General features: G+C 65.0%; 26 protein-coding genes. 14 read left to right on the top strand and 12 right to left on the bottom strand.

From position 1 onward, the window contains the following. The first annotated feature begins 45 nt into the window (after positions 1-45). The 5 genes from PCJ49_RS12660 to PCJ49_RS12640 all read left to right on the top strand — a co-directional run bounded on the left by PCJ49_RS12660 (position 46) and on the right by PCJ49_RS12640 (position 4,018). Positions 46-1,215: an aspartate aminotransferase family protein gene (locus PCJ49_RS12660; RefSeq protein WP_269911223.1), complete on the top strand. Its 1,170-nt coding sequence runs from the start codon at positions 46-48 to the stop codon at positions 1,213-1,215. Then, positions 1,215-2,129: an ornithine carbamoyltransferase gene (gene argF, locus PCJ49_RS12655; RefSeq protein ID WP_269911222.1), complete on the top strand. Its 915-nt coding sequence runs from the start codon at positions 1,215-1,217 to the stop codon at positions 2,127-2,129. The genes PCJ49_RS12660 and argF overlap by 1 nt, the downstream gene beginning before the upstream one ends. After that, positions 2,126-3,100 (top strand): Hsp33 family molecular chaperone HslO, encoded by a 975-nt coding sequence (locus PCJ49_RS12650; protein ID WP_269911221.1) that lies wholly within the window; start codon positions 2,126-2,128, stop codon positions 3,098-3,100. Before argF ends, PCJ49_RS12650 begins: the two co-directional genes overlap by 4 nt. A gap of 209 nt (positions 3,101-3,309) precedes the next feature. Next, positions 3,310-3,750, top strand: coding sequence for a hypothetical protein (locus PCJ49_RS12645; protein ID WP_269911220.1), 441 nt, complete (start codon positions 3,310-3,312; stop codon positions 3,748-3,750). A 79-nt stretch (positions 3,751-3,829) separates the two neighbouring features. Beyond that, positions 3,830-4,018 (top strand): hypothetical protein, encoded by a 189-nt coding sequence (locus PCJ49_RS12640; RefSeq protein WP_089288708.1) that lies wholly within the window; start codon positions 3,830-3,832, stop codon positions 4,016-4,018. A 63-nt stretch (positions 4,019-4,081) separates the two neighbouring features. Here the strand turns inward: PCJ49_RS12640 and PCJ49_RS12635 are convergent, their stop codons facing one another. After that, the gene (locus tag PCJ49_RS12635) at positions 4,082-5,320 is read right to left on the bottom strand and encodes a murein transglycosylase A (protein WP_269911219.1); all 1,239 of its coding nucleotides are present in this window, start codon (positions 5,318-5,320) and stop codon (positions 4,082-4,084) included. 53 nt (positions 5,321-5,373) lie between these two features. Next, a complete protein-coding gene (locus PCJ49_RS12630) occupies positions 5,374-6,063 on the bottom strand; it encodes a Tim44/TimA family putative adaptor protein (protein ID WP_347710434.1) in 690 nt (229 codons plus the stop codon). A 221-nt stretch (positions 6,064-6,284) separates the two neighbouring features. Between PCJ49_RS12630 and PCJ49_RS12625 the strand changes: the two genes are divergently transcribed. Then, the gene (locus PCJ49_RS12625) at positions 6,285-6,806 is read left to right on the top strand and encodes an FxsA family protein (RefSeq protein ID WP_269911218.1); all 522 of its coding nucleotides are present in this window, start codon (positions 6,285-6,287) and stop codon (positions 6,804-6,806) included. A gap of 354 nt (positions 6,807-7,160) precedes the next feature. Here PCJ49_RS12625 and PCJ49_RS12620 read toward each other — a convergent pair whose 3' ends face one another. The 4 genes from PCJ49_RS12620 to PCJ49_RS12605 form a co-directional block, all read right to left on the bottom strand. After that, positions 7,161-7,559, bottom strand: coding sequence for a hypothetical protein (locus PCJ49_RS12620; protein ID WP_269911217.1), 399 nt, complete (start codon positions 7,557-7,559; stop codon positions 7,161-7,163). 270 nt (positions 7,560-7,829) lie between these two features. Next, positions 7,830-9,239, bottom strand: coding sequence for a hypothetical protein (locus PCJ49_RS12615; RefSeq protein WP_269911216.1), 1,410 nt, complete (start codon positions 9,237-9,239; stop codon positions 7,830-7,832). Next, the gene (locus tag PCJ49_RS12610; RefSeq protein WP_269911215.1) at positions 9,236-10,108 is read right to left on the bottom strand and encodes a hypothetical protein; all 873 of its coding nucleotides are present in this window, start codon (positions 10,106-10,108) and stop codon (positions 9,236-9,238) included. Before PCJ49_RS12610 ends, PCJ49_RS12615 begins: the two co-directional genes overlap by 4 nt. Before the next feature lie 170 nt (positions 10,109-10,278). Then, entirely contained in the window at positions 10,279-10,461 is a 183-nt protein-coding gene (locus PCJ49_RS12605) for a hypothetical protein (protein WP_269911214.1), read from the bottom strand. Positions 10,462-10,781: 320 nt separating this feature from the next. On the opposite strand from PCJ49_RS12605, the gene PCJ49_RS12600 reads away from it, so the two are divergent. The 4 genes from PCJ49_RS12600 to truA all read left to right on the top strand — a co-directional run bounded on the left by PCJ49_RS12600 (position 10,782) and on the right by truA (position 15,506). Then, positions 10,782-13,514, top strand: coding sequence for an EAL domain-containing protein (locus PCJ49_RS12600; protein ID WP_269911213.1), 2,733 nt, complete (start codon positions 10,782-10,784; stop codon positions 13,512-13,514). A gap of 116 nt (positions 13,515-13,630) precedes the next feature. Beyond that, a complete protein-coding gene (gene grxC / locus PCJ49_RS12595) occupies positions 13,631-13,894 on the top strand; it encodes a glutaredoxin 3 (protein ID WP_269911212.1) in 264 nt (87 codons plus the stop codon). 14 nt (positions 13,895-13,908) lie between these two features. Further along, positions 13,909-14,739, top strand: a complete 831-nt coding sequence (locus tag PCJ49_RS12590) for a carbon-nitrogen hydrolase family protein (RefSeq protein ID WP_269911211.1) — start codon at positions 13,909-13,911, stop codon at positions 14,737-14,739. Between the two features lie 8 nt (positions 14,740-14,747). Beyond that, positions 14,748-15,506 carry a tRNA pseudouridine(38-40) synthase TruA gene (truA, locus tag PCJ49_RS12585; protein WP_269911210.1) on the top strand — a complete coding sequence of 253 codons (759 nt, stop codon included), beginning with the start codon at positions 14,748-14,750 and terminating at the stop codon, positions 15,504-15,506. A gap of 6 nt (positions 15,507-15,512) precedes the next feature. On the opposite strand, the gene PCJ49_RS12580 is transcribed toward truA, so the two are convergent. Both PCJ49_RS12580 and ogt read right to left on the bottom strand, forming a co-directional pair. Further along, entirely contained in the window at positions 15,513-16,574 is a 1,062-nt protein-coding gene (locus PCJ49_RS12580) for a lysine-2,3-aminomutase-like protein (RefSeq protein ID WP_269911209.1), read from the bottom strand. Between the two features lie 133 nt (positions 16,575-16,707). Further along, positions 16,708-17,262 (bottom strand): methylated-DNA--[protein]-cysteine S-methyltransferase, encoded by a 555-nt coding sequence (gene ogt, locus PCJ49_RS12575; protein ID WP_269911208.1) that lies wholly within the window; start codon positions 17,260-17,262, stop codon positions 16,708-16,710. Positions 17,263-17,394: 132 nt separating this feature from the next. On the opposite strand from ogt, the gene PCJ49_RS12570 reads away from it, so the two are divergent. Together PCJ49_RS12570 and PCJ49_RS12565 are read left to right on the top strand one after the other, a co-directional pair. Further along, on the top strand, positions 17,395-18,579 hold the full coding sequence (locus PCJ49_RS12570; protein WP_269911207.1) for an MFS transporter: 1,185 nt from the start codon (positions 17,395-17,397) through the stop codon (positions 18,577-18,579). An 81-nt stretch (positions 18,580-18,660) separates the two neighbouring features. Continuing rightward, a complete protein-coding gene (locus PCJ49_RS12565) occupies positions 18,661-19,017 on the top strand; it encodes a hypothetical protein (RefSeq protein ID WP_269911206.1) in 357 nt (118 codons plus the stop codon). A 77-nt stretch (positions 19,018-19,094) separates the two neighbouring features. Here the strand turns inward: PCJ49_RS12565 and PCJ49_RS12560 are convergent, their stop codons facing one another. Further along, on the bottom strand, positions 19,095-19,394 hold the full coding sequence (locus PCJ49_RS12560; protein ID WP_269911205.1) for a DUF805 domain-containing protein: 300 nt from the start codon (positions 19,392-19,394) through the stop codon (positions 19,095-19,097). A gap of 185 nt (positions 19,395-19,579) precedes the next feature. Beyond that, on the bottom strand, positions 19,580-20,203 hold the full coding sequence (locus PCJ49_RS12555; protein WP_269911204.1) for a glutathione S-transferase: 624 nt from the start codon (positions 20,201-20,203) through the stop codon (positions 19,580-19,582). A gap of 144 nt (positions 20,204-20,347) precedes the next feature. Here PCJ49_RS12555 and PCJ49_RS12550 point away from each other — a divergent pair, with 144 nt between their 5' ends. Both PCJ49_RS12550 and PCJ49_RS12545 read left to right on the top strand, forming a co-directional pair. Continuing rightward, positions 20,348-20,905: a hypothetical protein gene (locus PCJ49_RS12550; protein ID WP_269911203.1), complete on the top strand. Its 558-nt coding sequence runs from the start codon at positions 20,348-20,350 to the stop codon at positions 20,903-20,905. Positions 20,906-21,100: 195 nt separating this feature from the next. Continuing rightward, positions 21,101-23,815, top strand: a complete 2,715-nt coding sequence (locus PCJ49_RS12545; protein WP_269911202.1) for a bifunctional acetate--CoA ligase family protein/GNAT family N-acetyltransferase — start codon at positions 21,101-21,103, stop codon at positions 23,813-23,815. Between the two features lie 21 nt (positions 23,816-23,836). On the opposite strand, the gene PCJ49_RS12540 is transcribed toward PCJ49_RS12545, so the two are convergent. Both PCJ49_RS12540 and PCJ49_RS12535 read right to left on the bottom strand, forming a co-directional pair. Further along, positions 23,837-24,868: a 2-dehydropantoate 2-reductase gene (locus tag PCJ49_RS12540; protein WP_269911201.1), complete on the bottom strand. Its 1,032-nt coding sequence runs from the start codon at positions 24,866-24,868 to the stop codon at positions 23,837-23,839. Positions 24,869-24,887: 19 nt separating this feature from the next. Continuing rightward, positions 24,888-25,430: an Mpo1-like protein gene (locus tag PCJ49_RS12535; RefSeq protein WP_269911200.1), complete on the bottom strand. Its 543-nt coding sequence runs from the start codon at positions 25,428-25,430 to the stop codon at positions 24,888-24,890. Between the last annotated feature and the right edge of the window lie 61 nt (positions 25,431-25,491).

Below are 25,491 nucleotides of genomic sequence, written 5' to 3'. Positions count from 1 at the left end.
CGCATCCGCCCGCCACGACACTTTCTGCTGTCAGGAGTATGTCCCGTGATCCCAGTCGTGATGCCCACCTATTCCCGGATCGACACCGTGTTCGAACGGGGTGAAGGCGCCTATCTGTGGGACACCAACGGCCGACGATTCCTTGATTTCACCGCCGGCATCGCGGTGAACGCCCTTGGCCACGCGCACCCCTATCTGGTGGAAAAGCTGGCGGAGCAGGCGGGCAAGCTGTGGCACACCTCCAACCTGTTCCGGGTGGCGGGGCAGGAAAAGCTGGGTGCACGGCTGAAGGAACTGACCTTTGCCGACACCATGTTCTTCACCAATTCCGGCGTGGAAGCCTGGGAATGCGCGGTGAAGACGGTGCGCAAGTACCATCATGACACCGGCCACCCGGAAAAGACCCGCTTCATCGTCGTGGGCGGGGCCTTCCATGGCCGTTCCACCACCGCCATCGCGGCCGCCAAGTCGGAAAAGATGGTGGGCGGTTTCGGGCCGCTGCTGGATGCGTTCGATCAGGTGTCTTACGACAATCTGAACGAGCTGCGCGCCGCCATCACCCCGGAAACGGCCGCCATCATGGTGGAACCGATTCTGGGCGAAGGCGGCATCCGCCCGGCCAGCATTGAGTATCTGAAGGCACTGCGCGCCACGGCCGATGAATTCGGCCTGCTGCTGGTGTTCGATGAAATCCAGTGCGGCGTCGGCCGTACCGGCAAGCTGTTCGCCTATGAGTGGGCCGGCATCGAACCGGATGTGATGTGCATTGCCAAGGGCATTGGCGGCGGCTTCCCCGTCGGCGCCTGTCTGGCCACGGAAAAGGCCGCCACCGGCATGGTGCCCGGCACCCATGGCAGCACCTTTGGGGGCAACCCGCTGGCCATGGCCGTGGCCAATGCCGTGCTGGATGTCATCACCGCCCCCGGTTTCCTGGATCAGGTCACCCAGACCGGCGACCTGCTGAAGGGCAAGCTGGAGGAACTGGTGGCCCGCTATCCCACCGTTCTGGCAGAGGCACGCGGCAAGGGCCTGATGCTGGGCCTGAAATGCGTGGTGAATTATGCCGATATGGTGACCCGCCTGCGTGAAAACGGCCTGCTGGTCGTGGGGGCGGCGGATAATGTGGTGCGCATCCTGCCGCCGCTGACCATCGGCGAAAAGGAAGTGACCGAAGCGATGGAAATCTTGGAAAAGACCTGCCGGGAGTTCGCATAATGGGTTCCACGAGCCAGGTTCGCCATTTTCTGGATATCCACCAGCATGATCTGGCCAGCCTGCGCCGGATGCTGGACAGTGCCGCCACGATGAAGCGCGGGGCCGGGGCGGAAAAGCCGCTGCTGGGCAAAACCCTGGCACTGATCTTCGAAAAGCCCAGCACCCGCACCCGTGTTTCGTTTGAGGTGGGGATGCGCCAGCTGGGCGGTGAGGTGATCTGCCTGACCGGCAAGGAAATCCAGCTGGGCCATGGGGAGACGATTGCCGATACGGCGCGCGTGCTCTCCCGCTATGTCGATATCATCATGCTGCGCACCGATCATGAGGCGAAGCTGCATGAGATGGCGGCGGCCGCCAGCGTGCCGGTGATCAACGGGCTGACCGACAGTTCGCACCCGGTGCAGATCATGGCCGACATCCTGACCTTTGAGGAACGCAAGGGTTCCATCAAGGATGCGGTGGTCTGCTGGACCGGCGACGCCAACAATGTCTGCGAAAGCTGGATCCATGCGGCGGTGCTGTTCGATTTCGAACTGCGCATCGCCTGTCCGGAGGAATTGTCCCCCCCGGCAGCCACCATGGACTGGGTGCGCCAGCATAATGGCCGCGTCAGCATCACCCGTAACGTGGAAGTGGCGGCGGCGGATGCCGATGCCATTGTCACCGACACCTGGGTATCGATGCATAATAAGGACGGCCAGCGCCGTCACAATCTGCTGAAGCCATATCAGGTCAACGCCCATGTCATGGGTCTGGCGAAAAAAGACGCCATATTCATGCATTGTCTCCCGGCCCACCGGGAGGAGGAGGTGACCTCCGCCGTGATCGACGGCCCGCAATCAGCGGTCTGGGATGAGGCGGAGAACCGTATGCACGCCCAGAAGGGCATTCTGACCTGGTGCCTTGACCGATGACTTCGTCTGAACCCGTGGCGGGCGGCCCCCGCCACGATACCGATCTTGTTTCGTCTGAATTCGATATCGTCCAGCCCTTCCAGCTCGACAGCGCCTCCTTCCGGGGGCGTTTTGTCCGGCTGGGTCCGGCGCTGGACGAGATCCTGACCCGTCATGCCTATCCCGTGCAGGTGCAGCCGCTGCTGGCGGAAACCATCCTGCTGGCAACAACGCTGGCCTCTGCCCTGAAATATGAGGGGATTTTCACCCTTCAGACCAAGGGCGACGGGCCGGTCGCCTATACCGTCTCCGACGTCACTTCGGTCGGCGATATGCGCGGCTATGCCCGTTTTGATGCCGACCGGCTGGCGGCGCAGATGGAGCATAAGGGCTTCCAGGCCGATCTGGGGTCGCTGCTGGGGGCGGGTTATGTCGCCTTTACGGTGGACCAGGGCGAACATACCGAACGCTATCAGGGCATTGTGGAACTGCGCGGTGCCGCCATGGCTGACGCCGTGCGCCATTATTTCCGCCAGTCCGAACAGATGGCCACCGCCATCAAATCCTTTGTCGGTAAGGACAAGGACGGCAAATGGGTCGGTGGCGCCATCATGCTGCAGGCCCTGCCGCCGGAAACGGCGGGCGTGATGGCTGAACATGTCCAGGGCAGCCGGGAAGAAGACTGGAATCGCGCCGCCATCTTGCTGGAAACGGTGACGGCGGCCGAGTTGCTGGATGGTGGGCTGGCGGCCAATGACCTGATCTACCGTCTGTTCCACGAGGAAGCGCCGCGTATTTACGAACGCACCGCCCTGCGGGCCGGTTGCCGCTGCTCGCGGGAGCGGGTGGAAAATGTGCTGCGCAGCCTGGACCGGTCGGAACTGGACGATCTGCGTGTCGAGGGGGAGGTGCGGGTCAGTTGCGAATTCTGCAATTCCACCTACGCCTTCGATGATGCGGCGCTGGACAAGGTGTATGGCGGCGGCTTCTGACCGGCCGGCTTCGGGTACCGCTCTGTGGAAGGCTTGTCCTTCGACAGAGCGGAGGCTGGCGACCGCCAGCCCGGCGCCCATGCGCCGCAAGCCAAGCCGCCGGATGGCGGCGCCCGGCGCTTGAGGGACATTTCTAAATATTGCCCTTTGCCGATTGCCGCCCCATCTGCCTGGATGGGGCGGCTTTCTTTTGCGGGAGTTGGCGGAAGATGATCTCAGCGATCAGGTTTGGCGGGGCGGTACTGGCCCTGGCGCTGCTGGGTGGTTGTGCCGGCAGAACGGATGTGCGGGCCACCGCGCCATCGCAGCTGGCCGGCATGGCGGAAACAGCCCTGTTCTCCTGCGCCGGGGTGCCCGACCGCCAGGGAACGGCCGCCGATGGCGCCCGCATCTATGTCTATCAGCGCACGGCCGGGCAGAAGGATGCCCCCTCCGTGCAGATCGGCCTGGGCGGCGGCGGGCGGCATGTCGGCGGTGGGCTGGGCATCAGCCTGCCGGTGGGCAGCCGCCCGCCCGATGGCTGTGAGGCCACCTTCACCGTGCGGGATGGCAAGGTCGCCAGCCTGTTTTTCACCCCGGATCAGGATGACCGCGACGCCTGTTATACCATTGTCGAGAATTGCCTGCCGGCCATTCCTGCCCGACAATAGGAACCGCAGGGGTCCTGCCGGTTGGGGGCGGTGGGGTGATTGCCGGCAGAATGGCGGAATTCCAGGGGTTTAGCAGAAAATGCGTGGGCAAGAGGGTGATGATGGGCGCGACATGGCCAGCGGGGGCCGTCGCGTGCAGGTGGATAATCCGGCACCGGCACTGACGCCGGAGCAGCTGTTGCAGGCAAAACAGGCCGAACGCATCCGCGACTTGGAGCGGTTGATGCGTGCCGCCATCGGCTTTGCCCGCGACGGATCGTCGCAGTAACATCAAGGGGCATGGGAGATGCCCCTTGATATTTTCCTGTGCCTTCAGGCGCCGGGCGCTGCCTCAGCTCACCGGTACGGTCACACTGCGCGGCAGCAGCAGCCAGTAACGGCCCTTGCTCTTCATCAGGCCGGCGCGGGTTTCGGCATCCTTGCCATGGCCCCAGAAGACGTCACCGCGCACGGGGCCACGGATGGCGCCGCCGGTATCCTGGGCCACCATCAGGCGGCGGATGCTGGTGCTGCTGTTCAGCGGGTCTTCCGCTTCCAGCCATAGCGGCATTCCATAGGGCACAAAGCTGCGATCCACCGCCAGCGACCGGCCGGGGGTGAGCGCCACGCCCTGCGCGCCGACCGGGCCTTCGCCCTCCAGCTGGCGAAAGAAGACATAGGACGGGTTGGTCTGCATCAGGGCCAGGGCCTGGGTGGGATTGGCATCCAGCCAGGCGCGGATGCTCTGCATGGAGACCTGATCCTTGGTCAGCGCCCCGCGCGCCACCAGCTCCCGCCCGATGGCGACATAGGGATGGCCGTTCTGCCCATCATAGCCGACGCGGATTTCCCGCCCGTCGGGCAGGGTCACCCGGCCTGATCCCTGAATGGCCAGGAAAAACGCGTCGATGGCATTATCGACATAGAGCAGTTCCAGCCCCTTGCCGGCCAGCGATCCGGCATCAATGGCCTTGCGGTCATCATAGGGTTTCAACTGGCCGTTCTGCACCCGGCCGGCGATGCGTTCGCCCTTCAGGTTGGGGCGGAATTCACCCAGATCGACCATCACCAGATCGGCCGGCCGCTTGTAAAGCGGGGTCTGGTATGGCCCCTGCCGTTTCAGGCTGCCGCGCAGCGCGCTTTCATAATAGCCGGTGAACAGGCCCTGGCTGTCGCCATTATTACCGGCGACAAAGGGTTGGAACCAGCGTTCCACCCAGGCGCGGGCGGCCGCATGGTCGCCCGGTTTCAGCTTGGACAGGGCAGCGCAAGGAGCCTGCCAGTCGGCAATGCGGCCCAGCATTCCATCCGGCCCCAGCGCGCGGTCGGCCGGCTGGCGCACCAGCCTGTCGCAGCTTTTCACCATGGCGGGGATGGCATCGGCCTGCCGGTCCTGTGCCCAGCCGGGCAGATCGGCAAAGCGCGCCGGTTTCAGGGTCAGCTTGGCCGGCGGTGCCTCCGGGGCGGTGGGGCCAGCGGGGGCGGTTCCCGGCTTGGGCGGCTGTTGCGGCGTCTGGGCGCAACCAGACAGCAGGGCGACGGACACGGCAACGGCGATGCCGGCCAGCGACAGACGGGACGGACGACGCATCAGCAAACCCCGGCGAGATCAGGCATGGAAACAGGCGGACGGCTGCGGGTGGCTCAGCCGGGGGTGCGGGTTTCCACCAACAGCCAGTTGGGGGTGCTGGCGCGGGTATTGCGCTGGAAGGTCCAGATATCCACCACCTCTTCCTGGGTGGCGGGATTGCCTTCCACGATGGTGCCGGCGGAATCGCGGGTCACATGGGTCTGATAGCTGGTGATGGCGACGGTGCAGATGGCGGTACGGCCATCCAGCCGGGCCTCTGTCAGGTCCACGCTTTCAATCTTGTGGATGCGGCTCTCCAGCACCTCACCCGCCTGCTGGCGCTGGCGGATGGCGGCGGCGAACTGGTCATAGATGTCATCGGCCAGCAGCGGGCGCAGGGTGGGCGTATCGCCGGCGGCAAAGGCGCCGACAATCATCTCAAACGCGGCGCGTGCGCCGGTCAGGAAGCCCTTTTCGCTGAAATTGGCATCGGCGGACTGAATCTGGCGCACCCCGTCGGCCACGGAAATCGGGCCATCATCGGGGAAGCTGACCGGTTCTGCCACGCGGCGATCCGGCAGGGGGATGACATTGTCAGCCTCTGCCGCCGGCGCGCTGTCGCCCTGGCGCTGCACATAGGGGTTGGGGCGTTCGCGCTCCTCCCCATGGCGGCGGCCCAGCACGCTGCGCAGCCGATAGATGAAGAAGGCCGCGACCGCCGCGAAAATCACAATTTCCAGCAAGACGCTTCCTCCGCCCATCATGAACCATCCATTTCAAGTACCAATGCCATAACGCCTGTCATCCAGATCGGGTCCATTTCACAACAGGCCTTCAATCGGACGGGTCGGCCCCTTACTTAAACCTTGTCGGACGCGGACAACCCATCAAGGATGTTTTGCGTCCATAACCCGGTCAAACGGGGTGCCTGTCACAGATGTTAGTACTGTAGATAGGCCTTGACCCCGGAAAGAGCAAGGAGCCCATGCGTTTCCTGTTACCCCTGTTGCTGCTTCCCCTGATTGAGATCGCTGGATTCGCCTGGGTGGGCAGCCAGATCGGCGCCTTGAACACAGTGTTGCTGGTGCTGCTGTCCGGCGTGCTGGGCATCCTGCTGTTGCAGCGCCAGGGTCTGGGGGCCCTGCGCAAGGCCCAGGGGCGCCTGCAGCAAGGCCAGCCGCCCCTGCAGGAGGCGTTTGACGGGCTTTGCCTGGCGCTGGCCGGTATCCTGCTGCTGATCCCCGGCTTTCTGACCGACATCCTGGCCCTGCTGCTGTTCCTGCCGCCGGTGCGTCAGGCCATGTTCCGGCGCATGGGCAAGTTGATGCAGGAAGGCAAGATGCATATGTCGGCCAGCGCCACCGATGCCCAGGGCACCCGCCGCACCACCACGGTGATCGATGCCGATTATGTGGAGGTGCAGCGCCCTGGTCCGGCGGTCGGGGATGATACGCCGGACCTGCCGCCCCCGGACAGCCGCTGGCGCCCGCCGGGCAACCAGGGCTAAGGTCGGAGGGGGAAGCGCCAAGTCGCCGTCCAACGGGCGGCCCGGCGCTTACCGGAAAGCAAGCTGTTCAAGAGTCCGTCCAAGAACTTTCATTTCTTTTCCAATCTCTTAACCGTCATTCCCGCGAAGGCGGGAATCCATACAACAGCGCGGATTTTGGATTCCCGCCTTCGCGGGAATGACGGTGGAGAAAGGTCACGGGTTCGAAAGACGCGATAACTTTCCGGACAGACACTCAAAAATAAAAAACTCAGCAAGCTAGCAATATTTTGCAATCAAAAGGAGCAAAAATTATTTTATTTTTCTTAAAATCAGCCATTCCACTCTTCGTCGGCCTTCAGTTTGCATAAAATACTACTCAGATGACCCCAATATTTCTTGTACCACGACATGAAGCGCATTAATTTCCTCAACGGAAACAACAAAATCTACGACTTTTTCCGAAACAACAATCCCAGATAACTCTATCGAAAATTTAAGTTTGTCGTTCTCCCGATCACAAATAACAAAAAACTCACTATCGTCTACATAGAAACTAGAATGATGATCTTTTTGATTGTTAATAATTTTTTTAAGTATATTAATAAGAGATAAAAAATTAAATGCGAAACTTATTGATTCATTTCCTATAATATATCCTATCGCATAAACATTATTGGAATAATTTTTCCCTAAAAAATGCGAAATTTCAGGCAAGTATAGATCAGCCGCCATCCCCAACATGCTGACTTCAATGCGCTTAATAATATTCATTATATCCTCCAACTGAAAAAATTGAACTTTGAACTGCGGTGGCACTCATCACGCTTTGCCGGAGGGAGCAGCGGCGACACAGGCCCCCATTCCGCGTCCGCCAAGTCGCTCAGTTAACGAAGGTGATCCCGGTTATGAAGGGCGCGGTTATCGGGCGTCCACATGACCATGGTTCAAAAGTTGACGCCCGCGAAAGAATCACACCACCATCACCGCATAGAACCCATTTCCTATCTCACTGCAACAATTGGACACCTTCCCGGACGGACACTAAGAGGCCAGCGCCAGCAGGGCGTTCAGGGCTTCCTGCGGGCGGGCCAGACCCGGCAGGGACAGGTCCGCCGCCCCGATCATCAGCAATTGTTCGGCCGCCGCCACCGCGCCAATCTGCCGCCCATAGGACAGCACCTGTTCCCGCGAGGGCAGGCTGTCGATCTGGCCATTGCCATAGATCAGCAGCGGCAACACCCGGGCGGCGGGATCGGCCCGCATCGCCATGGCCGCCGCCCCCAGCAGCGCCCGCCAGCAGGGGGAGCGCAGCGCCGGGCGGTCGGTTGGCTCCAGGGTGCGCATTTCCGCCCCCTGTGCCTCCAGCACCCAGCGATGGCCGCACAGATCCTCCGTCGCCACCAGGGCGACCAGACCGCCGGCCCCCTGGCCGACGGCCACCAGCCCGGACCCCTTGGCCAGGGTCACCGGGCCGGACATCCGTTCCAGCCGCGGGCGCAGGGCGTTCAGCACGCTGTCCACCGCCTGGGCCAGGGCTTCCGCCCCGGCGGGCTGGGCCAGCCGGTTCCAGGCACCGAACAGCAGCCCCGCCAGATCGGGGGCCGCCGTGCCGTCGGCCACGGGGGCCGGCACCGGAACCGCAGCGGGGGCCGTCTCCACAGCGCGCAGACGCCGCTCCAGATCAGCCAGGGCCGGGCCATGGTCGGGGCCGGGTGTGCCCGCCATCACGCGCGGGGCGTTTTCCAGCGTGCTCAACCGGCGGTTCAGGTCGGACAGCGCCGGGGCATAATCCGGGGTGATGGGGGGCGGCGATACCTCTGCCGCTTCCACCGGCAGGGGCTGACCGGCACTGACGCTCTTAAGGTCGGACCGCAGGTCGCGCACATCCAGCTGCAATTCCCGCGCGGCCGTGGCCAGCCGCACGATATTTTCATGCATTTGGCCGATGATGGCGTTCAGCTGATCCTGGCCGACAAAGCCGCCGGTGGGCACCGGCAGCACCGGGGCGTCGCCGCCCTGGGCCACGGTCTGGCGGGCGGAGGCTACCCAGGATTCCAGCCCGGCCAGCCGGTTCAGCGTGTCGGTCGCCATGCGCGACACCCGCTCCAGCTCCTCCGGATAGCGGGAGACCTGCTGGCTGACCACGCCGGTCAGATGGGCCAGGCGTTCGCGCAGATCCTGGATGGACTGGCCCAGGCTGTTGATGCGCATGGTTTCCGGCAGCTGCACCACGGCCGAATGCATGGCCGCCAGATCGGAACGGAAATCCCGCAGGCGGGAACCGACATGCAGCGCCAGATCGCGCACGATGGCTTCCGCATAATCGAAGGGATCGACCGTATCCCCCGCCACCGGTTCGGGAACGACGCTGGTGGTCAGTGCGCCTCCGGTGCCATCGCCGCCCTTTTGCTGGTGGGCCGCATCATTGACGTCGCTGGAAGGGATGCTCATGGGGCGGCCTCGTTGGCGGAAAGGTGGTCGGTGAGAGCGGCCATCAGGCGGGCACGCCGGCTTTCCGCATCGGCGCGGGCCAGGCGGGGCAGGCTGGCGGATTCTGCCGCCGGCACGCTGGGCGGTGGCGCGGGCACCGGGGGTGGGGCATCCGGCGTGGTATCCGCGACCAGGGGCGACAGGTCCACCGTTACCGGTGCTGGGGCCGGTGCATTGTCAATGGCAGGGGGGGCCTTTGTAACCTCCTCCCTGGCCTTGGCCTTTGGCTCTGCCCGCGCCGGGATGGTGGGGGCCGGGCCGGGGCGTGGACGCGGCGGCAGGGGAGCAGCCGCCACCATCGCCGCAACAGAGGCCGCCGGGGTGGCGGCCGTCGCCCCCGGCATGACCGGCGGCGGACCCAGGGGGGCCGGCCGGGGAGGGGGAGGCGGTGGCGGTGCCGGGGTGGCTGTCGCGGCAGCCGATGGCTCCGCCCCCGCCGGCTGCTTGTGCTTCAAGGAAGCCAGGGGCGGCAGGATCGGCCCCTTGGGCATCAGCAGCGGGTCATTCCTGTCCGTTTCCGGGATGGCGCCACCGGCCAGATCGCCCAGCAGCTTGCGCAGGGCGGCCGCCTTGGTGCCCTTCTGCACTTCCGCCCGTTGCAGGGCGCGCTGGATCAGGCCGGGTTCGGCCGACAGCTGCAGAAAATTCACCTGATCCGGGGTCAGCGTTTCCAGCCGGTGAATCAGATCGCCGATGACATCCTGTCCGGCCACGAACCGCCCCAGTGTCTCAATGGCACCGGTGACAACCGTGGCATCGCGCACCGCGCGGGAGGAGAAGACGGGCCCCGGCGGCTCCCCCAGACCGGAAGACGCCGGCTGGGACGGCACAGGGGGGGGCGCCACCGGGGGCGCAGCCAAGGGGACGGACGCCGCCACGCTGCTGGCCGCGGGCTCCTTCTCCGCCTCACTGGGAGGGGGGCGTATTTCCGGCCTGGACGCCGGTGCGGCGGGCGCAGGCGTTTCTGCCTTTTGCCCGGTCAGGCGACGCAAAAAGCTCATCATGGCCGTCCCCCGATCAGAATAGTCGACAAAGCGGCGATGATATCGGCGATGTGCCCCTGACCATGCGGGTCTCGCCGGCCGAACTTCTTGCCGCCGATATCCGCGCAGGCGGCCGGTCCGCTGGTCGGCTCCAAACTGTCGATCCACATTGTTGGGGCGCACTCCAACCAGAACATCATTTTGCCGTTATCGTTAGCACGGGCGGCACTGCCTATGCAATTTCGCTACCTCTCCCTGTACCGATTATCCTTCCGTATAGGCATCCCTTCGAGAAGATGTTGCAGTGCCGGGGGGAAACATCGCATTCTTGTCGCCCGCGAAACGGCACGCCTGTGCACTCTATTCATGGTCCGACGTGTGGTTATGATGAGGAAACCTTTTTATCCCCAATCATTTCTTAACCTCCGTTGGGTAGCGTTTCGATATATGAAATTGCCCTATATCCTGTCGGGCAGGATTTTGTGATCTCCACGCGTTGAAGATGAAGGCCCCTCAGCCGATGGTGACCCCACCTGATCCTGTTTCCCTGTCCGATGGTCAACCGGCTGCCAGCTCCTGGCCGGGGCTGATGGATCATATCCAGCCGCATGGCTGGCTTCTCGTGCTGCAGGGGGATGATCTGCGCATCATCCAGGCCAGCGCCAATGTGGAACTGCTGGCCGGCCAGCCCCTGGCGGCGATTCTGGGGCAGCCGGTGCGGGCGGTGATCGGGCGCGCCGCGGCCAATCTGCTGGGCCGTGCCCTGGCCAAGGCGGAACCGGACGGGCTGGGTCCGTTACCGGTTACGGTCGTCAGCGGCCGGGGACGGCATCGGGTGGCCATGCAGGGCCATTGGGATGCCGGTGGATTCGTGCTGGAGCTGGAACCGCTGTCGATGGGCAATGCCGCCAATGGCGCCATCAACGGTTTCGGCACGGCCATCCGGCGGTATCGCCATATCAGCGATGTGGCGGCGCTGTCCGCCGCCATCACCCATGATGCCCGGCTGCTGACCGGTTTTGACCGCGCCCTGATGGTGCGGCTGGCCGGTGCCGCCCCGCCGGAGGTGGTGGCCGTGTCCTGTGCCAGCGCCGCGGTGGAGGATGGCCCCCCGTTCCAGCCGCTGCCGCCCTCTATCCTGGCGCTGCTGGAACTGAACCGGGTGCGGCTGCTGCTGGATATCCATGCCCCGCCGGTGCCGGTGCTGCCCGTCCTCAACCCTGTGACCGGTCAGCCCATCAACCTGTCGCGGGCGGCCCTGCGCCCCGCCACCCGGATGTTCGAAGCCCATGCAAGGGCGCGGGGCGTGCGCACCGTGCTGATTGTCTCCATCCTCTGTGGTGGCCGGCTGTGGGGTTATCTCTGGTGCGAAAGCCGGCGGCCGCATTCGGTGGGGCTGCATGTGCGCGCCCTGTTCGAAGGGCTGGGGGAGATTGCCGCCGCCCAGATCGGCGCGCTGGAGGAACGCACCATCACGGTGCTGCGCAGTGCCGCCAATCGCGGGCTGGCCCGGATGGGCCGCCTGCTGCGCGAACATGCCAGCCTGATTGATGGCATTGCCGCCGCCCGCACCGTGCTGGGCGAAATCCTGCCGCATGACCAGATGGCCATCAGCATGGATGGCCGTAGCTGGAGCAGCGGCGGCGGGCCGTCGCCTGCCCATTGGCTGCGCCTGCTGGATGCGGCGGCCACCGGCCGGCGCGACGGGCTGCGCTGGATTGAACGCGCCGCCGGATCGGTTGACCAGGACGAGATCGGCATGGCCGATGTGCTGGATATTGAGTTGCATGGCAGCCACCTGCTGCTGCTGCGCCAGGCAGGCCGCCGCTGGTCGCCGCTGGAACTGGAGGTGGCGCAGGAACTGCACCACCTGCTGGCCGACCGGCACGCGGAACTGTATCGCCGCCGCACCGAACAGCAGCTGCACAAGCTGGCCAATTTCGACCGCACCACCGGCCTGCCCAACCGCGACCATCTGCTGCGCGCGCTGGAACAGGCGCTGGCCGTGGGGATGGAAGTGGCGGTGGCGGTGATCGGCCTGGACCGGTTCCGCTATGTCAAGGCAGCCCTGGGGGAGGCGGCGTCCGACCAGCTGCTGGCGGCGGTGGGCCAGCGTCTGCGCGGGGCGGTTTCCGCCGGCGATCTGCTGGCCCGTATCGACACGGGCGAGTTTGCCGTGCTGCTGGTGGAGGATGGGGCCGCCCGTTTCGATGCGCTGGCCGCGGCTGTGCGCGATGCGCTGCGCACCTCCTTCCCGCTGGAAGATCGGGAAATTTTCGTCACCGGCAGCCTGGGTGTCGTCACCCATTGCGGCAAGGAGGAAGCGGCCGCCGAAATGCTGCGCGATGCGGAAATCGCCAGTGCGGAGGCAGAGGCCGCCGGCGGCGGCGGGCGGCGCGTCTTTGATGCAGCCATGCGCGCCCGTCTGACCGAACGGCATGATCTTTATGACCGGCTGCGCCAGGCCATCCAGGGCAATGACGGGGTGCGCGTCGTCTATCAGCCGATCATCCGCCTGTCGGATGGCAAGCTGGCCGGGTTTGAGGCGTTGGCCCGCTGGACCGACCCGGAACGCGGCCCCATTCCGCCCACGATCTTTGTGCCGGTGGCAGAAGAAACCGGCCTGATCGTGCCGCTGGGCAACCATATCCTGGTGCAGGCCTGCCGGCAGGTGGTGCGCTGGAACCGGGACCGGCAGCAGCCGATCTATGTTTCGGTGAACCTTTCCCCCTATCAGCTGGACCCGTCGCGCCTGGATATTGCCCGCTGGGTGCAGGGCGTGCTGGAAATGACCGGCTGCAAACCGGAATGGCTGCATCTGGAAATCACCGAAAGCGGCCTGATCGGCAGCGGCGGGGCCGCGCCGGGCGCCTTGAAAAGCCTGCGGGCGTTGGGGGTGGCGCTGGCCATTGATGATTTTGGCACCGGCTATTCCTCGCTTGCCTATTTGCAGGAACTGCCGGTCGATACGATCAAGATCGACCGCAGCTTTGTTACCCGCATGGAAGGCAGCGAGAAGGGGCTGGCCCTGGTCAGCGCCATCCTGCATATCGCCGGCATCATGGAATATGGCGTGGTGGCCGAAGGGGTGGAAAACCCCGCCCAGGCCAGCCTGTTGCGGGAAATGGGCTGTGACCGGGCCCAGGGCTATCATTATGCCAAGCCGCTGGAACAGGATATGGCCACCGCCATGGTTTATGAATATGACATCGGTGCCAATGGCCTGCCGTCCGGGGCGTCGGCAACGGCGTGAGCCTTATCGCTGCGCTGCCCTTGCCGGCACGAAAGGGTGCTTTGCAGCGTAACGGGGTTTGCGCCGACGTCCGGCATTGTCATATTGATGAAACCTGCCATTGCCGGATGAAACCGATGCCCAAGATCGAGATTTATACCAGCCCCTGGTGCGGCTACTGCGCGCGGGCCAAGAAGCTGCTGGATGCCAAGGGCGTCAGCTATGATGAAATCGATGTGGATGCCCAGCCGCGCCGTCGCCCGGAAATGGTGGAACGTGCGGGCGGCCGTACCTCCGTGCCGCAGCTCTTCATCGATGGCCAGCATATTGGCGGTTGCGATGATACCTATGCCCTGGAAAAGGCCGGCAAGCTGGATGGCCTGCTGGGCCTGGCCGGCTGAGGGTTGATCCGACCATGACCAGCCCCAATACGCTGCGCGCCGCTGTCATCCAGGTCAATGCCGGGCCGGAGATCGAAGCCAATCTGGTCCAGGCCGGTGCCCTGGTGCGCGGGGCCGTGGCCGATGGGGCGCAACTGGTCTGCCTGCCGGAAAATGTCTCCCTGATGGCCCAGGGGCGGGAGAAGATCCTGGCCCGGGTGAAGCCGGAGGAAAGCCATCCCGGCGTGCCCTTCTTCCGCGATCTGGCCCGGGAAACCGGCGCCTGGATCATGACCGGCACGCTGGGCTGTCTGCTGGAGGATGGAAGGGTAGCCAACCGCGCCTTCGTGGTGGCCCCCAATGGCGATATCGTCGCCCGTTATGACAAGATCCACATGTTCGATGTCGATCTGGCCGGCGGCGAAAGCTACCGCGAAAGCGCCACCTATCGGCCCGGTGAACGGGCCGTGGTGGCGCCCACGCCCTGGGGCGGGCTGGGCCTGTCCATTTGCTATGATGTGCGCTTTGCCTATCTGTTCCGCGCCCTGGCCAAGGCCGGGGCCAGCCTGATCACCGTGCCCGCCGCCTTTACCGTGCCCACGGGCCGGGCGCATTGGCATGTGCTGCTGCGGGCGCGCGCCATTGAGACGGGGTGCTTCGTGCTGGCCCCGGCCCAGACGGGGCTGCATGATGGCGGGCGCGGCACCTATGGCCATTCCCTGATCATCAGCCCCTGGGGTGAGGTGCTGGCCGATGCCGGGGAAGGGGTGGGCCATGTCATCGCCGATCTGGACCTGGACAAGGTGGCGGAGGCACGGTGTATGGTGCCCAGCCTGGGCCATGACCGGTCATTCCAAGGGCCGTGACCGGTAACATGGCACAGCGCTGGAAAATCACCGTCGAGTTCGATGGCAGGCCGTTTTTCGGCTGGCAGCGGCAGGATCATGGCCCTTCCGTTCAGGGTTGCCTGGAGGAGGCAATCCGCCGCTTCTGCCAGGAAACCGTCACCGTTCATGCCGCTGGCCGCACCGACAGCGGCGTCCATGCCCTGGCCATGGTGGCCAGTTTCGATCTGGAAAAGCCCGTGGCGGCGGACAAGCTGCGCGAGGCGTTGAATTTCCACCTGAAACCCAACCCCATTGCCATCCTGAAGGCGGAAGCGATGGAGGGGGATTTCCATGCCCGGTTTTCCTGCATCGGCCGGGCCTATCTCTACCGCATTGTCAACCGCCGGCCCCCCTTGACGCTGGATGCCGGCAAGGCCTGGCTGGTGCTGCATCCGCTGGATGCCGAGGCCATGCATGAAGCCGCACAGCGGCTGGTCGGCCAGCATGATTTCACCAGCTTCCGCGCGTCGCTCTGTCAGGCGCAGAGCCCGGTGAAGACGCTTTCCCACCTTTCCGTCAGCCGGGTGGGGGAGGAGGTGCAGATCATCGCGCGGGCGCGCTCCTTCCTGCACCATCAGGTGCGCAACATGGTGGGCACCCTGAAGCTGGTGGGGGAAGGCCGCTGGACCGCCGATGACGTCTCTGCCGCCTTGGCCGCCCGCGACCGGTCAGCGGCGGGGCAGACATCACCGGCGGATGGGCTGTATTTCACCCATGCCTTCTATCCGGGGGATGAGGGGGTTTAGGGTCGCCTATCCCCGATAGGGATGCTGGTTGCCGCGTGGGTCTTCCACCAGCCACTCGCCGTCGTCACCCTGCGGCGTCAGATAATCCTGGGTCAGCGGCACCTTGCCATGGCCGCCGGGTATATCCAGCACATAGGTGGGCTGGCACAGGCCCGACACATCGCCGCGCAATTGCCGCATCAACTCGCGGCCTTCCGCCACGCTGGTGCGGAAATGGCTGGTCCCTTTGGCCAGATCGCCATGATGCAGGTAATGCGGCTTCACCCGTGCGCTGATCAGCGCGCGGAAGGTGCGGGTCAGCGTGTCCACATCATCATTCAACCCGCGCAGCAGCACGCTTTGCGACAGCATGGGGATGCCGGCATCCACCAGCCGCCCAATGGCGGCCAGCTGATCGGGGCCCAGTTCGCGCCAATGGTTGGCGTGCAGCATCACCCAGGTGGGAATGCGGGCCCCCTTCAGGGCGGCCACCATCTCCGCATTGATGCGGTCGGGGTCCACCACGGGCACGCGGCTATGGATACGCACCAGCCCCAGATGCGGGATGTCATTCAGCCGCGCGATCAGGTCGCCCATGCGGCGGGGCGACAGGATCATCGGGTCGCCACCGGTCAGGATCACTTCCCAAATCTGTGGGTTATCCTGAATATAGGCGATGGCGGCTTCCAGTTCGCCCGCATCCAGCGCGTCCGACCCTGGCCCCACCATTTCGCGGCGGAAGCAGAACCGGCAATAAACCGGGCAGGCATGGACCGGCTTCAGCAGCACCCGGTCATGGTAACGATGGGTGATGCCCTTGACGGGGGTAAAGGGCTCATCCCCGATGGGATCAGCCAGTTCCTCCGCCGTCACCAGCAATTCGCGCGCATCGGGCAGAAACTGGCGGCCCACCGGATCGTCCGGGTCCGTCGGGTCGATGCGGTCGGCCATGGCAGGCGTCACCGCCACGGCAAATTGCGCCGCCACCCGTTCCAGGGCGGCAACATCGGTGGGTGCCACCAGCCCATGATCGGCCAGATCGGCGGGGTGGCGCAGGGTCTTCTGCGGGGTCTGCTTGTCGCGCGGCATGATGGGGGATTAGGTGCCGCTTGCCCGTTCCCCGGTCAAGGGGCGGTGGGGCGGGTGCTGCCATGCCGGGTTGGAGCCGGGTGCGTTCAGCCGGAAACGCACCCGGCTCCTACTCCTTGTTCAGCGAGCAGATTCACGCTCCAGAGCGATGCCGCTTTTCCGCGATCTGCTCTAACAGCGGCAAGCCTGCGGCGGATTCATGTGCCAGCAGCCAGCGCTTGCGCTCCAGCCCGCCGGCATAGCCGGTCAGCGTGCCATTGGCCCCGATGACCCGGTGGCATGGCACGACAATGCCGATCGGGTTGGCCCCATTGGCCAGCCCCACCGCCCGCATGGCCGTGGGCTGGCCCAGCCGCCGGGCCAGGTCGCCATAGGTCACTGTCTGCCCGGCAGGGATGGCGCGCAGGGCGTGCCAGACGGATTTCTGAAAATCCGTGCCGTTGGTGGCCACCGCCACCCGGTCCAGCGCCGTCAGGTCACCGGCGAAATAGTCCGCCAGCGCCTGGGCCAGCGGGGCGGGTGTGGGCGCATCGGCCAGGGTGACGGGGCCGTAATGCCGGGCCAGCAGCCTGTCCATCCGTTCCCGATAATCCAGAAAATCCAGCGCCCGCAGCTGGCCTGCGGCATCCGTCACCAGCAGGATACTGCCGATGGGGCTGGCGAATTGATGCAGGAACAGCGGCGACATGGGCGCATCTCCGGTAAGGCACGGCTGGCATAGTGCCACCACGCGGTTTTATCGCCAATGGCTTGACCAGGGGGAAGGGATGGGGGCATAAACACATCCTATATCGGAATTATTGTGTATAAGGTGATTTTTATGGCCCGTATTCTGGTCTGTATCCTGCTGGTGATGGGCACCCTGCTGGGCATTGCGGGCGTGGATCTGGTGCTGCCCGCCCTGCCGGACATGGCGCTGTGGCCCGATGGCGGGGTGGCCAAGGCGCAATTGGTGATCGCCGCCTATATTGGTGGCACGGCGGCGGGGCTGCTGCTGTTCGGCAGCCTGGGCACGCGGGTGGACCGGCGCTGGCTGCTGCTGTTTTCCATCCTGTCGCAGCTGCTGCTGTCGCTGGCCTGTGCGGCGGTGGAAAATCTGGATGTGCTGATTGGGCTGCGACTGCTGCAGGGGCTGCTGGGCGGCGCGCCGGCCGTTTTCGCGCCCGGCATGATCCGCCGCCTGTTCGATGAAAAGGGGGCGATGCGGGCGCTGGGCGCGCTGGGCAGTATTGAGGCGCTGGCCCCCGCCCTGGCCCCGCTGGCCGGTGCCGGGCTGGTGGCGCTGGGCGGCTGGCGGCTGCCCTTTCTGGTGACGGGCGGGCTGGGGGTGCTGGTGGCACTCTGCCTGTTCGCCGGGCGCGGCCTGTTGCCGGCGGGGCCGGCGCCGCGCACGCTTGGCTCCTATCCCCGGCTGCTGGGTGACCCGGTATTTCTGCGCTATGCCCTGTCCCAGTCGCTGCTGCTGGGCGGCCTGCTGGTGGTGGTGTTCAGCGCCCCGGCCGTCATCACCCACAGCATGGGCGGGGAAATGGCGGATTTCATCTTGATGCAGATGATCGGCGTCACCCTGTTCATCCTCTGCGCCAATCTGGCGGGGCCGCTGGCTGGCAGGATCGGGGCGGAACGGCTGATCCTGATCGGCACCCTGTTGGCCCTGGTTTCTGCCCTGCTGCTGCTGGCCTATGCGCTGGCGGGTGGCAACAATCCCCATCTGCTGCCGCTGCTGCTGGCGCCGATGAATATCGGGCTGGGCCTGCGCGGGCCGCCGGGTTTCCTGCGCGCGGTGATGGCCGGGCGGGGGGATGATGACCGGGCGTCCGCCCTGGTCATTCTGGCCATCACCCTGTTTGCCGCCGCCAGCACCGCCCTTGTCGCCCCCTTCCTGGGCCAGGGGCTGATCACGCTGGCCATCGGGGCGATGGTGATGCAGCTGGCCGCCACCGCCAGCCTGCTGGCCCTGCCGCCTTTACCCAGCCCCATGCCGGCCGCCGCGGCGGGGGATTGAGGCGGCCGGCCCTATTTCCCTTGCCGCTGATGGCGATGCAGGGTTCAATCAGCCGGGGTTAAGGTTAATGGGGAAACCAGCATGACTTATTCTGTGGGAGAGGGCGGGACCAGATCGCGTGAGCTGGTCATCATCGTCCATGCGCTGAACGTGGCCAGCTGCTTTGTCGGCCTGACCGGGCTGGCCGCCCTCATCATCGCCTATCTGAAGCGGGGGGAGATAGGCAGCGACCTCTGGTACGGTCACCTGACTTTCGCCATCCGCACCTTCTGGATCGGGTTTGTTGCCAGCCTGATCGGCATTGCCACCAGTTTTATCGGCATCGGCTTTCTGATCCTGATGCTGGTTTTTGTCTGGTATCTGGTGCGCACCATCTTCGCCCTGCTGAAGGCGATCGAGAATAAGCCGATCCCCAATCCTGACAGTTTTCTGATCTGATATCGGGCTTTGACAAGAAAAAGGCCGGCCGTTTCCCCACGAAGCGACCGGCTTTTGTTTTTGTCACAACCGGGATGTCAGGCGGTGACGAGTTTTGGATTGGGGCCGTATTGATTATCCGCTGCTTCACTGTCCATGCAGTAGAAGACGATCAGCACAATGGCCCCCAGCAAAGGAACAAGGCAGATCAGCGTCCACCAGCCGCTGCGCCCGCTGTCATGCAGACGACGGATGCCTACAGCCAGGGATGGAATGAACAAAGCCAGTGAATAGATCAAACCAAGGACACCGATCGATCCATTCCCAACCATCATCCCGGTTACACCATCCACAACGCCCAGGATAATGGCGATGATGGTGGTGAACAGCACAAACATCCAATATTACTTGCGCCGGGCGCGGCCGCTGAAATCTGCATATTGGCGCAGAACCTTAAGATACCAATTCACTTCATCCCCCCTGAAAATGAAAGCGAATTAAGATATCAGATGCACAACCCCAACGTCAATTCACGCCCATTAACTATTCCATCTAGGGATACAGCGCGAAAGTGTTAGGGTGATCAGGCCTTGTCCGCTGCCTTGGCCACCGCGCGCTGATAGGCCGGGCGGGCCTGCATGGCCTGCAGCAGCCGGCTGATATGCGGGCTGTTCTGCGCATTCAGGCCGGCGCGCATCACCGCCACCTCCAGCGGAAAGCTCATCATGATGTCGGCGGCGCTGAACTGGTCACCAGCCAGCCAGGGGCTGCGACCGGCTTCCTGTTCCACATAATCCAGGTGCAGCTTCACCTGTTCATTCACCATGCCCCGGATCGGCAGGGCCAGGATGCCCATTTTGCCGGCAATCAGCTTCAACAGCAGCTGCGGCATCAGCGAGCCTTCGGCATAATGCATCCAGTAGCGATAGCGCCAATGCGCCTGCGCATCCGTAGCGGCCGGGGCCAGATGGGGGGCGTGGGCGGCCAGGATATATTCGATGATCAGGCCGGTTTCGGCCAGCACCTGGCCGTCCATCTCCACGATGGGCAGCTTGCCCAGCGGGTGCAGATTGCGCAGCGCCAGCGGCGCGCGCATGGTCTTGGTGTCCCGCTTGTGGCGCACCACCTCATAATCCAGGCCCGCCTCCTCCAGCAGCCAGAGCACGCGCAGGGAGCGGGAAATATTCAGGTGATGCACGCGGATCATAAATCGTCCCCCCAATGATTTTCCTATCCGGAATAGCACGGGCGTGCGCTTTGTCAATCAGCCGTGATGGGACGGTTCGTCCCCTTGGAAAGGGATGGCCGACGGCCTTATCATCCACGCCTTGCAGCGTTGCAGGAACCGGCCATGCCCCTGTCCCGTGCCCGCCTTGTTTACCGCCTGAAAGCGGGTGCCCCGCTGCTGCTGGCCCTGCTTGCCGGCGGTTGCGTGCCGGCCCCGGCACCGACCCCCATGGTCTGTGCCGGGCTGGACCAGTGCCGGATGGCCGATCCCTGTGTGGATATCCGCCGGGCCGGGGTGGCGGCGGGCAAGCTGCCCTTTGCCGACCGTCCGGCGATGGCGGTGGCCTTTGACCATGCCTGCCAGGGCAGCACCATCGGCGCCTTCCTGATGGCCGATGCCTTTGACCATGGCAGCGGCGGCTTGCGGCGCAATGATGATCTGGCCGCCCGTTTCTACCGGCTGGCCGCCACCCCGCCGCCGCCTGTCCGCCCCGGCCTGCCCTTGCCCTCGCGGGAGCCGCCGCTGGCCGAGGCTGCCTATCGCCTGGGCCTGATGCATTGGGAAGGGCGCGGCGTGCCGCAGGATCTGGCCGCGGCCAGCATCTGGCTGTCGCGGGCCGCCAATGCCGGGCATGAACAGGCCAGGCTGGCCCTGAAGGGGCTGGGGCAGAGGGCCAAGTGATCCGGCGGCCCCCTGATCATCCCCGTCACAAAATATTCATCGGCCGAACGCCCGGTAGCAAAACAAACCTGACAGGGGATTGACCCATGTCATCGCCTTACCAATGGCGGGGTTTATGGTGCGGCCATGATCTGTCAGCATCACCCGCAGCGTCGTGACCAGACGATGGGTTGAGCCAGCGAGAAGGAACGCCCGATGACGATCCGCAACCTGGACCGGCTGTTCAAGCCGCGCTCTGTCGCCCTGATCGGGGCCAGCCGCCGTGACCGGTCGGTGGGCAAGGTGATTGCCCGCAACCTGTTCAATGCCGGGTTCGAAGGCCCGGTCATGCCGGTGAACCCGCGTGAAGACAGCATCGAAGGCGTGCTGGCCTATAAATCCGTTTCCGACCTGCCGGTCGTGCCCGATCTGGCCGTCATCGCCACCCCGCCCGCCACCGTGCCGGGCCTGATTGCCGAACTGGGGGCCAGGGGCACCAAGGCCGCCGTCGTCATCACTGCCGGTTTCGGGGAGATGGGGGAAGAAGGGCGCAAGCTGCAGCAGGCGGTTTTGGATGCCGCCCGCCCGCATCTGCTGCGCGTCATCGGGCCGAACTGCCTGGGCATCATGGTGCCGGGCCAGGGGCTGAATGCCAGTTTCTGCCATGTGCCGCCGCTGAAGGGCGATATCGCGCTGGTCGCCCAGTCAGGTGCCATCGTCACCTCGGTGGTGGATTGGGCCACGCCGCGCGGCATCGGCTTTTCGCACCTGATCTCGCTGGGCGCCATGTCGGACGTGGATTTCGGCGACATGCTGGATTATCTGGCCCAGGATGCCGGGGTGCGCGCCATCCTGCTCTATGTCGAAGCCATCACCAGTGCGCGCAAATTCATGTCGGCGGCCCGCGCCGCCGCCCGTTCCAAGCCGGTGATCGTCATCAAGGCCGGCCGCAGCGAGGAAGGCTCGCGCGCCGCCTCTTCCCATACCGGTGCGCTGGCCGGGGCCGATGCCGTCTATGATGCCGCCTTCCGCCGCGCCGGCATGTTGCGGGTGGGCGAGCTGGACGAGCTGTTCTCCGCCGTGGAGACGCTGGCCACCGGCGTGCATATCAAGGGCGACCGGCTGGCCATCCTGACCAATGGCGGCGGTGTCGGCGTGCTGGCCACTGATGCGCTGATCGATGGCGGCGGCAAGCTGGCGCAATTGTCGCCGGAGACGCTGGAAAAGCTGAATAAGGTGCTGCCAGCCACCTGGAGCCATGGCAACCCGGTGGACATCATCGGTGACGCCGATGGAAAACGGTACGCCGATGCGCTGAACATTCTGATGGATGATCGCGGCTGTGATGCCGTGCTGGTGCTGAACTGCCCGACGGCGGTGGCCGATGGGCGCGATGCCGCCCAGGCTGTGGTGGCCGCCGTGCAGGCGCGCAACCAGCGCGGCGGCGGCGACCGCAAGGTGCCAATCCTGACCAACTGGCTGGGCGAACAGCAGGCGGCCCCGGCGCGCAAGCTGTTCGATGTGGCGCGCATCCCCAATTACCATACGCCCAACCAGGCGGTGACGGCCTTCCTGCATCTGGTACGCTATCAGCGCAACCAGGAACTGCTGATGGAAACGCCGACCAGCGTGCCCGAACAGTTCGATGTGGATATGGCCGCCGCCCGTGCCCCGATAGACGCCGCCCTGAAGGAAGGGCGGCCCTGGCTGTCGGAATATGAGGCGAAGGAGGTGTTGCGCGCCTATGGCATCCCCTGCGTGCAGACGGTGATCGCCGCCAGCCCAGCAGAGGCCGAACGCGCCGCCAAGCGGCTGGGCGGGCGCATCGCCCTGAAAATCCTGTCGCAGGATATCACCCATAAATCCGATGTCGGCGGCGTGGCCTTGAACCTGCTGCCGGCCCAGGTCTGGGCGGAGTCCGAAGCCATGCTGGAGCGGGTGCGCAGCGTCTATCCAGAGGCCCGGATCGAAGGTTTCACCGTGCAGGAAATGGCGCACCGGCCGGGGGCGCATGAACTGATCGTCGGCATGGTGGATGACAGCCTGTTCGGGCCCGTCATCCTGTTCGGGGCCGGTGGCACGTCGGTGGAGGTGGTGGGCGACAAGGCGCTGACCCTGGCGCCGCTGAACCTGAACCTGGCGCATGAGGTGATGGCCCGCACCCGCGTCTATAAGCTGTTGAAGGGCTATCGTAACCGCCCGGCGGCGGACCTGGATGCCATCGCCCTGTCGCTGACCAAGATCAGCCAGCTGGTGATCGATTTCCCGGAAATTTCAGAGCTGGATATCAACCCGCTCTTTGCCGATGAAACCGGCATTCTGGCGCTGGATGCCCGCATCCGCGTGGTGCCGGTCACCGAACAGGCCCGCCACCGGCTGGCCATCCGTGCCTATCCGAAGCGGTTGGAACATAAGGTGACGCTGCGCGATGGGCAGGAATTCCTGATCCGGCCGATCCGGCCGGAGGATGAGCCGCTGATCCATGATCAGGTCTCTCATACCAGTGTAGAGGATTTGCGCCTGCGCTTCTTCGCGCCGCTGCGCCGCCTGTCGCACCAGTTGGCAGCCCGGCTGACGCAGATTGATTATGACCGTGAAATGGCCCTGGTCGCCGTCCCGACCGGCATGATGGATGCTGATGGCAAGGGCCCCGTCTATGGCGTGGTGCGCATCACCGCCGATCCCAACCATGAAAGGGCCGAATATGCTGTGCTGGTGCGCAGCGACATGAAGGGCAAGGGGCTGGGATCGCTGCTGATGCGGGAAATCCTGGCCTATGCCAAGGATCGCGGCATCCATGAAGTGTTCGGGGAGGTGCTGCGGGAGAATGTCTCCATGCTGGGCCTCTGCCGCGAACTGGGCTTCGCCGCCCATGACAATCCCGATGACCATGGGATTGTTGAGGTGAGCGTGAAGCTGCAGGGCGGTTGAGGGAGGGGGCGGCCGGGGCCTTTATCCGCCCGGCAGCGCCGCCCCCGAAACAGCATCGGCAGGCAGGCGGGGGGAACCGGCCCCCGCCCGTTCCGCCTGTTGTACCAGGGCCAGCACACGGGCGCAGGTGGGGGCGGCGCGGGCGGGGTTGTGGCCCAGCCGTTGCGCCAGGGCCAGCACGGCCCCCTGCAGACGGTCGATCTCCGTCCGCCGGCCGCGTTGCAGATCTTCCCACATGGAAGACCGGGCCAGCGGGTCCATGCGCAGCATGGCACCGGCCAGCCGGCGGAACAGCCAATCCGGCAGGCGCAGCACAAAGGGCAGCAGGGCCGGCTTCACCCCGCTGACCTTTGCCGGGCGGATACCGGCCTGATGCAGCAAAACCAGCGCCTCCGCCATCTGGGCGGCCAGCAGGCAGCGCCAGCGCCGGTCCGCCACCTGCTGCACCAGCGGCAGGCCGGACAGGGCGTTCAGGCCATTATTCAGGTTCAGCAGCAGCTTGCCCCACAGCACCGCCTCCATGTCGGTGCGGCCTGCCACGGGCCAGCCGGGGACGTTCAGCGCGGCGGCCAGCCCCGGCAGATCATCGGCCAGCATCACCGTGCCGGATGTGCCGCGATGAAAGCGGCCATCCGGCATCTGCACAATATTGAAGGGCACCATGCCCGCCAGCACCCGCCGCCCCGGCAGCAGGGTGGCCAGCCGTTCGGCATTGCCGATGCCGTTCTGCAGGCTGATCACCGGGGCATCGGCGGGGGCGAAGGCGGCGATCAACTGGCCGATATCATCCGTATCGCCGCCCTTCACCGTCACCAGCACCAGCCCGGCATCTGCCATGGCCGCTGCTGGATCGGTGGCCAGCCGCAGGCTGCCGGGGGGCAGTTGCCAGTCGGCCCCATCCAGATCGGACAGGCGCAGCCCGCCGGCCAGCCGTTCGGCCAGCGACGGGCGCAGCAGCAGGGTGACGGGCAGGCCCGCCCGGGCCAGACAGCCGCCGGCATGGCAGCCGACCGATCCCGCCCCGGCCACCAGGATGCGGCGGCCGGGTGCCAATTGCCAGGGGCCCATCCGTTCAGGCCGGATGGTGGCGGGCGTGGCCCTTTGCCGCCGGGCCGGCAATGCCGGAGCGCACCAGCTGATCCACCTCCGCCTCAATATTCTTTTTGAAACCAAAGGCGAAGAAGCCCTCTGCCATCAGGAACAGCGGGGCCATGAAGATTTGCAGGATATTGGCCGTCAAGGCCGGCTTGTTGCCTTCAAACTTGTGGCCCAGCAGCTGGATGGCCCAGCCGCCGACAAAGGCCACCACGCCGATGGCGGCGGCCGTGCCACCATCCATCCGGCTGACCTGATCGGCCAGCCAGATCGTCGGGATGGCCACCACTATCAGTGCCGTGCCGATCACCAGATCCAGGCTCAGGTAATACAGCGCCAGGGCCGCCACCAGCATCATGCCTACGCTGACATCCATCCCCGCAATGTCGAACCGGGCATAGGAGGCGGCCAGGATCAGCGAGAAGACGATGATCGGCACGCCGAAATAATGCGTCAGCCGGTTATGCGGGTGCTGGTGATAGGCGGCATAGAACGCCATGGTACGGGCCAGCCGGGTCATATCGTGGTTCCTCCCTGGATGATTTTATAAAACAGACCGATTGGTTTGTTTTTACATCAGG

The sequence above is a fragment of the Niveispirillum sp. BGYR6 genome, from assembly GCF_027568365.1.
Taxonomy (GTDB): Bacteria; Pseudomonadota; Alphaproteobacteria; order Azospirillales; family Azospirillaceae; genus Niveispirillum.
The sequence above is the reverse complement of the archived record's forward strand: the minus strand, read 5'-3'. Positions and strand labels throughout refer to the sequence as shown.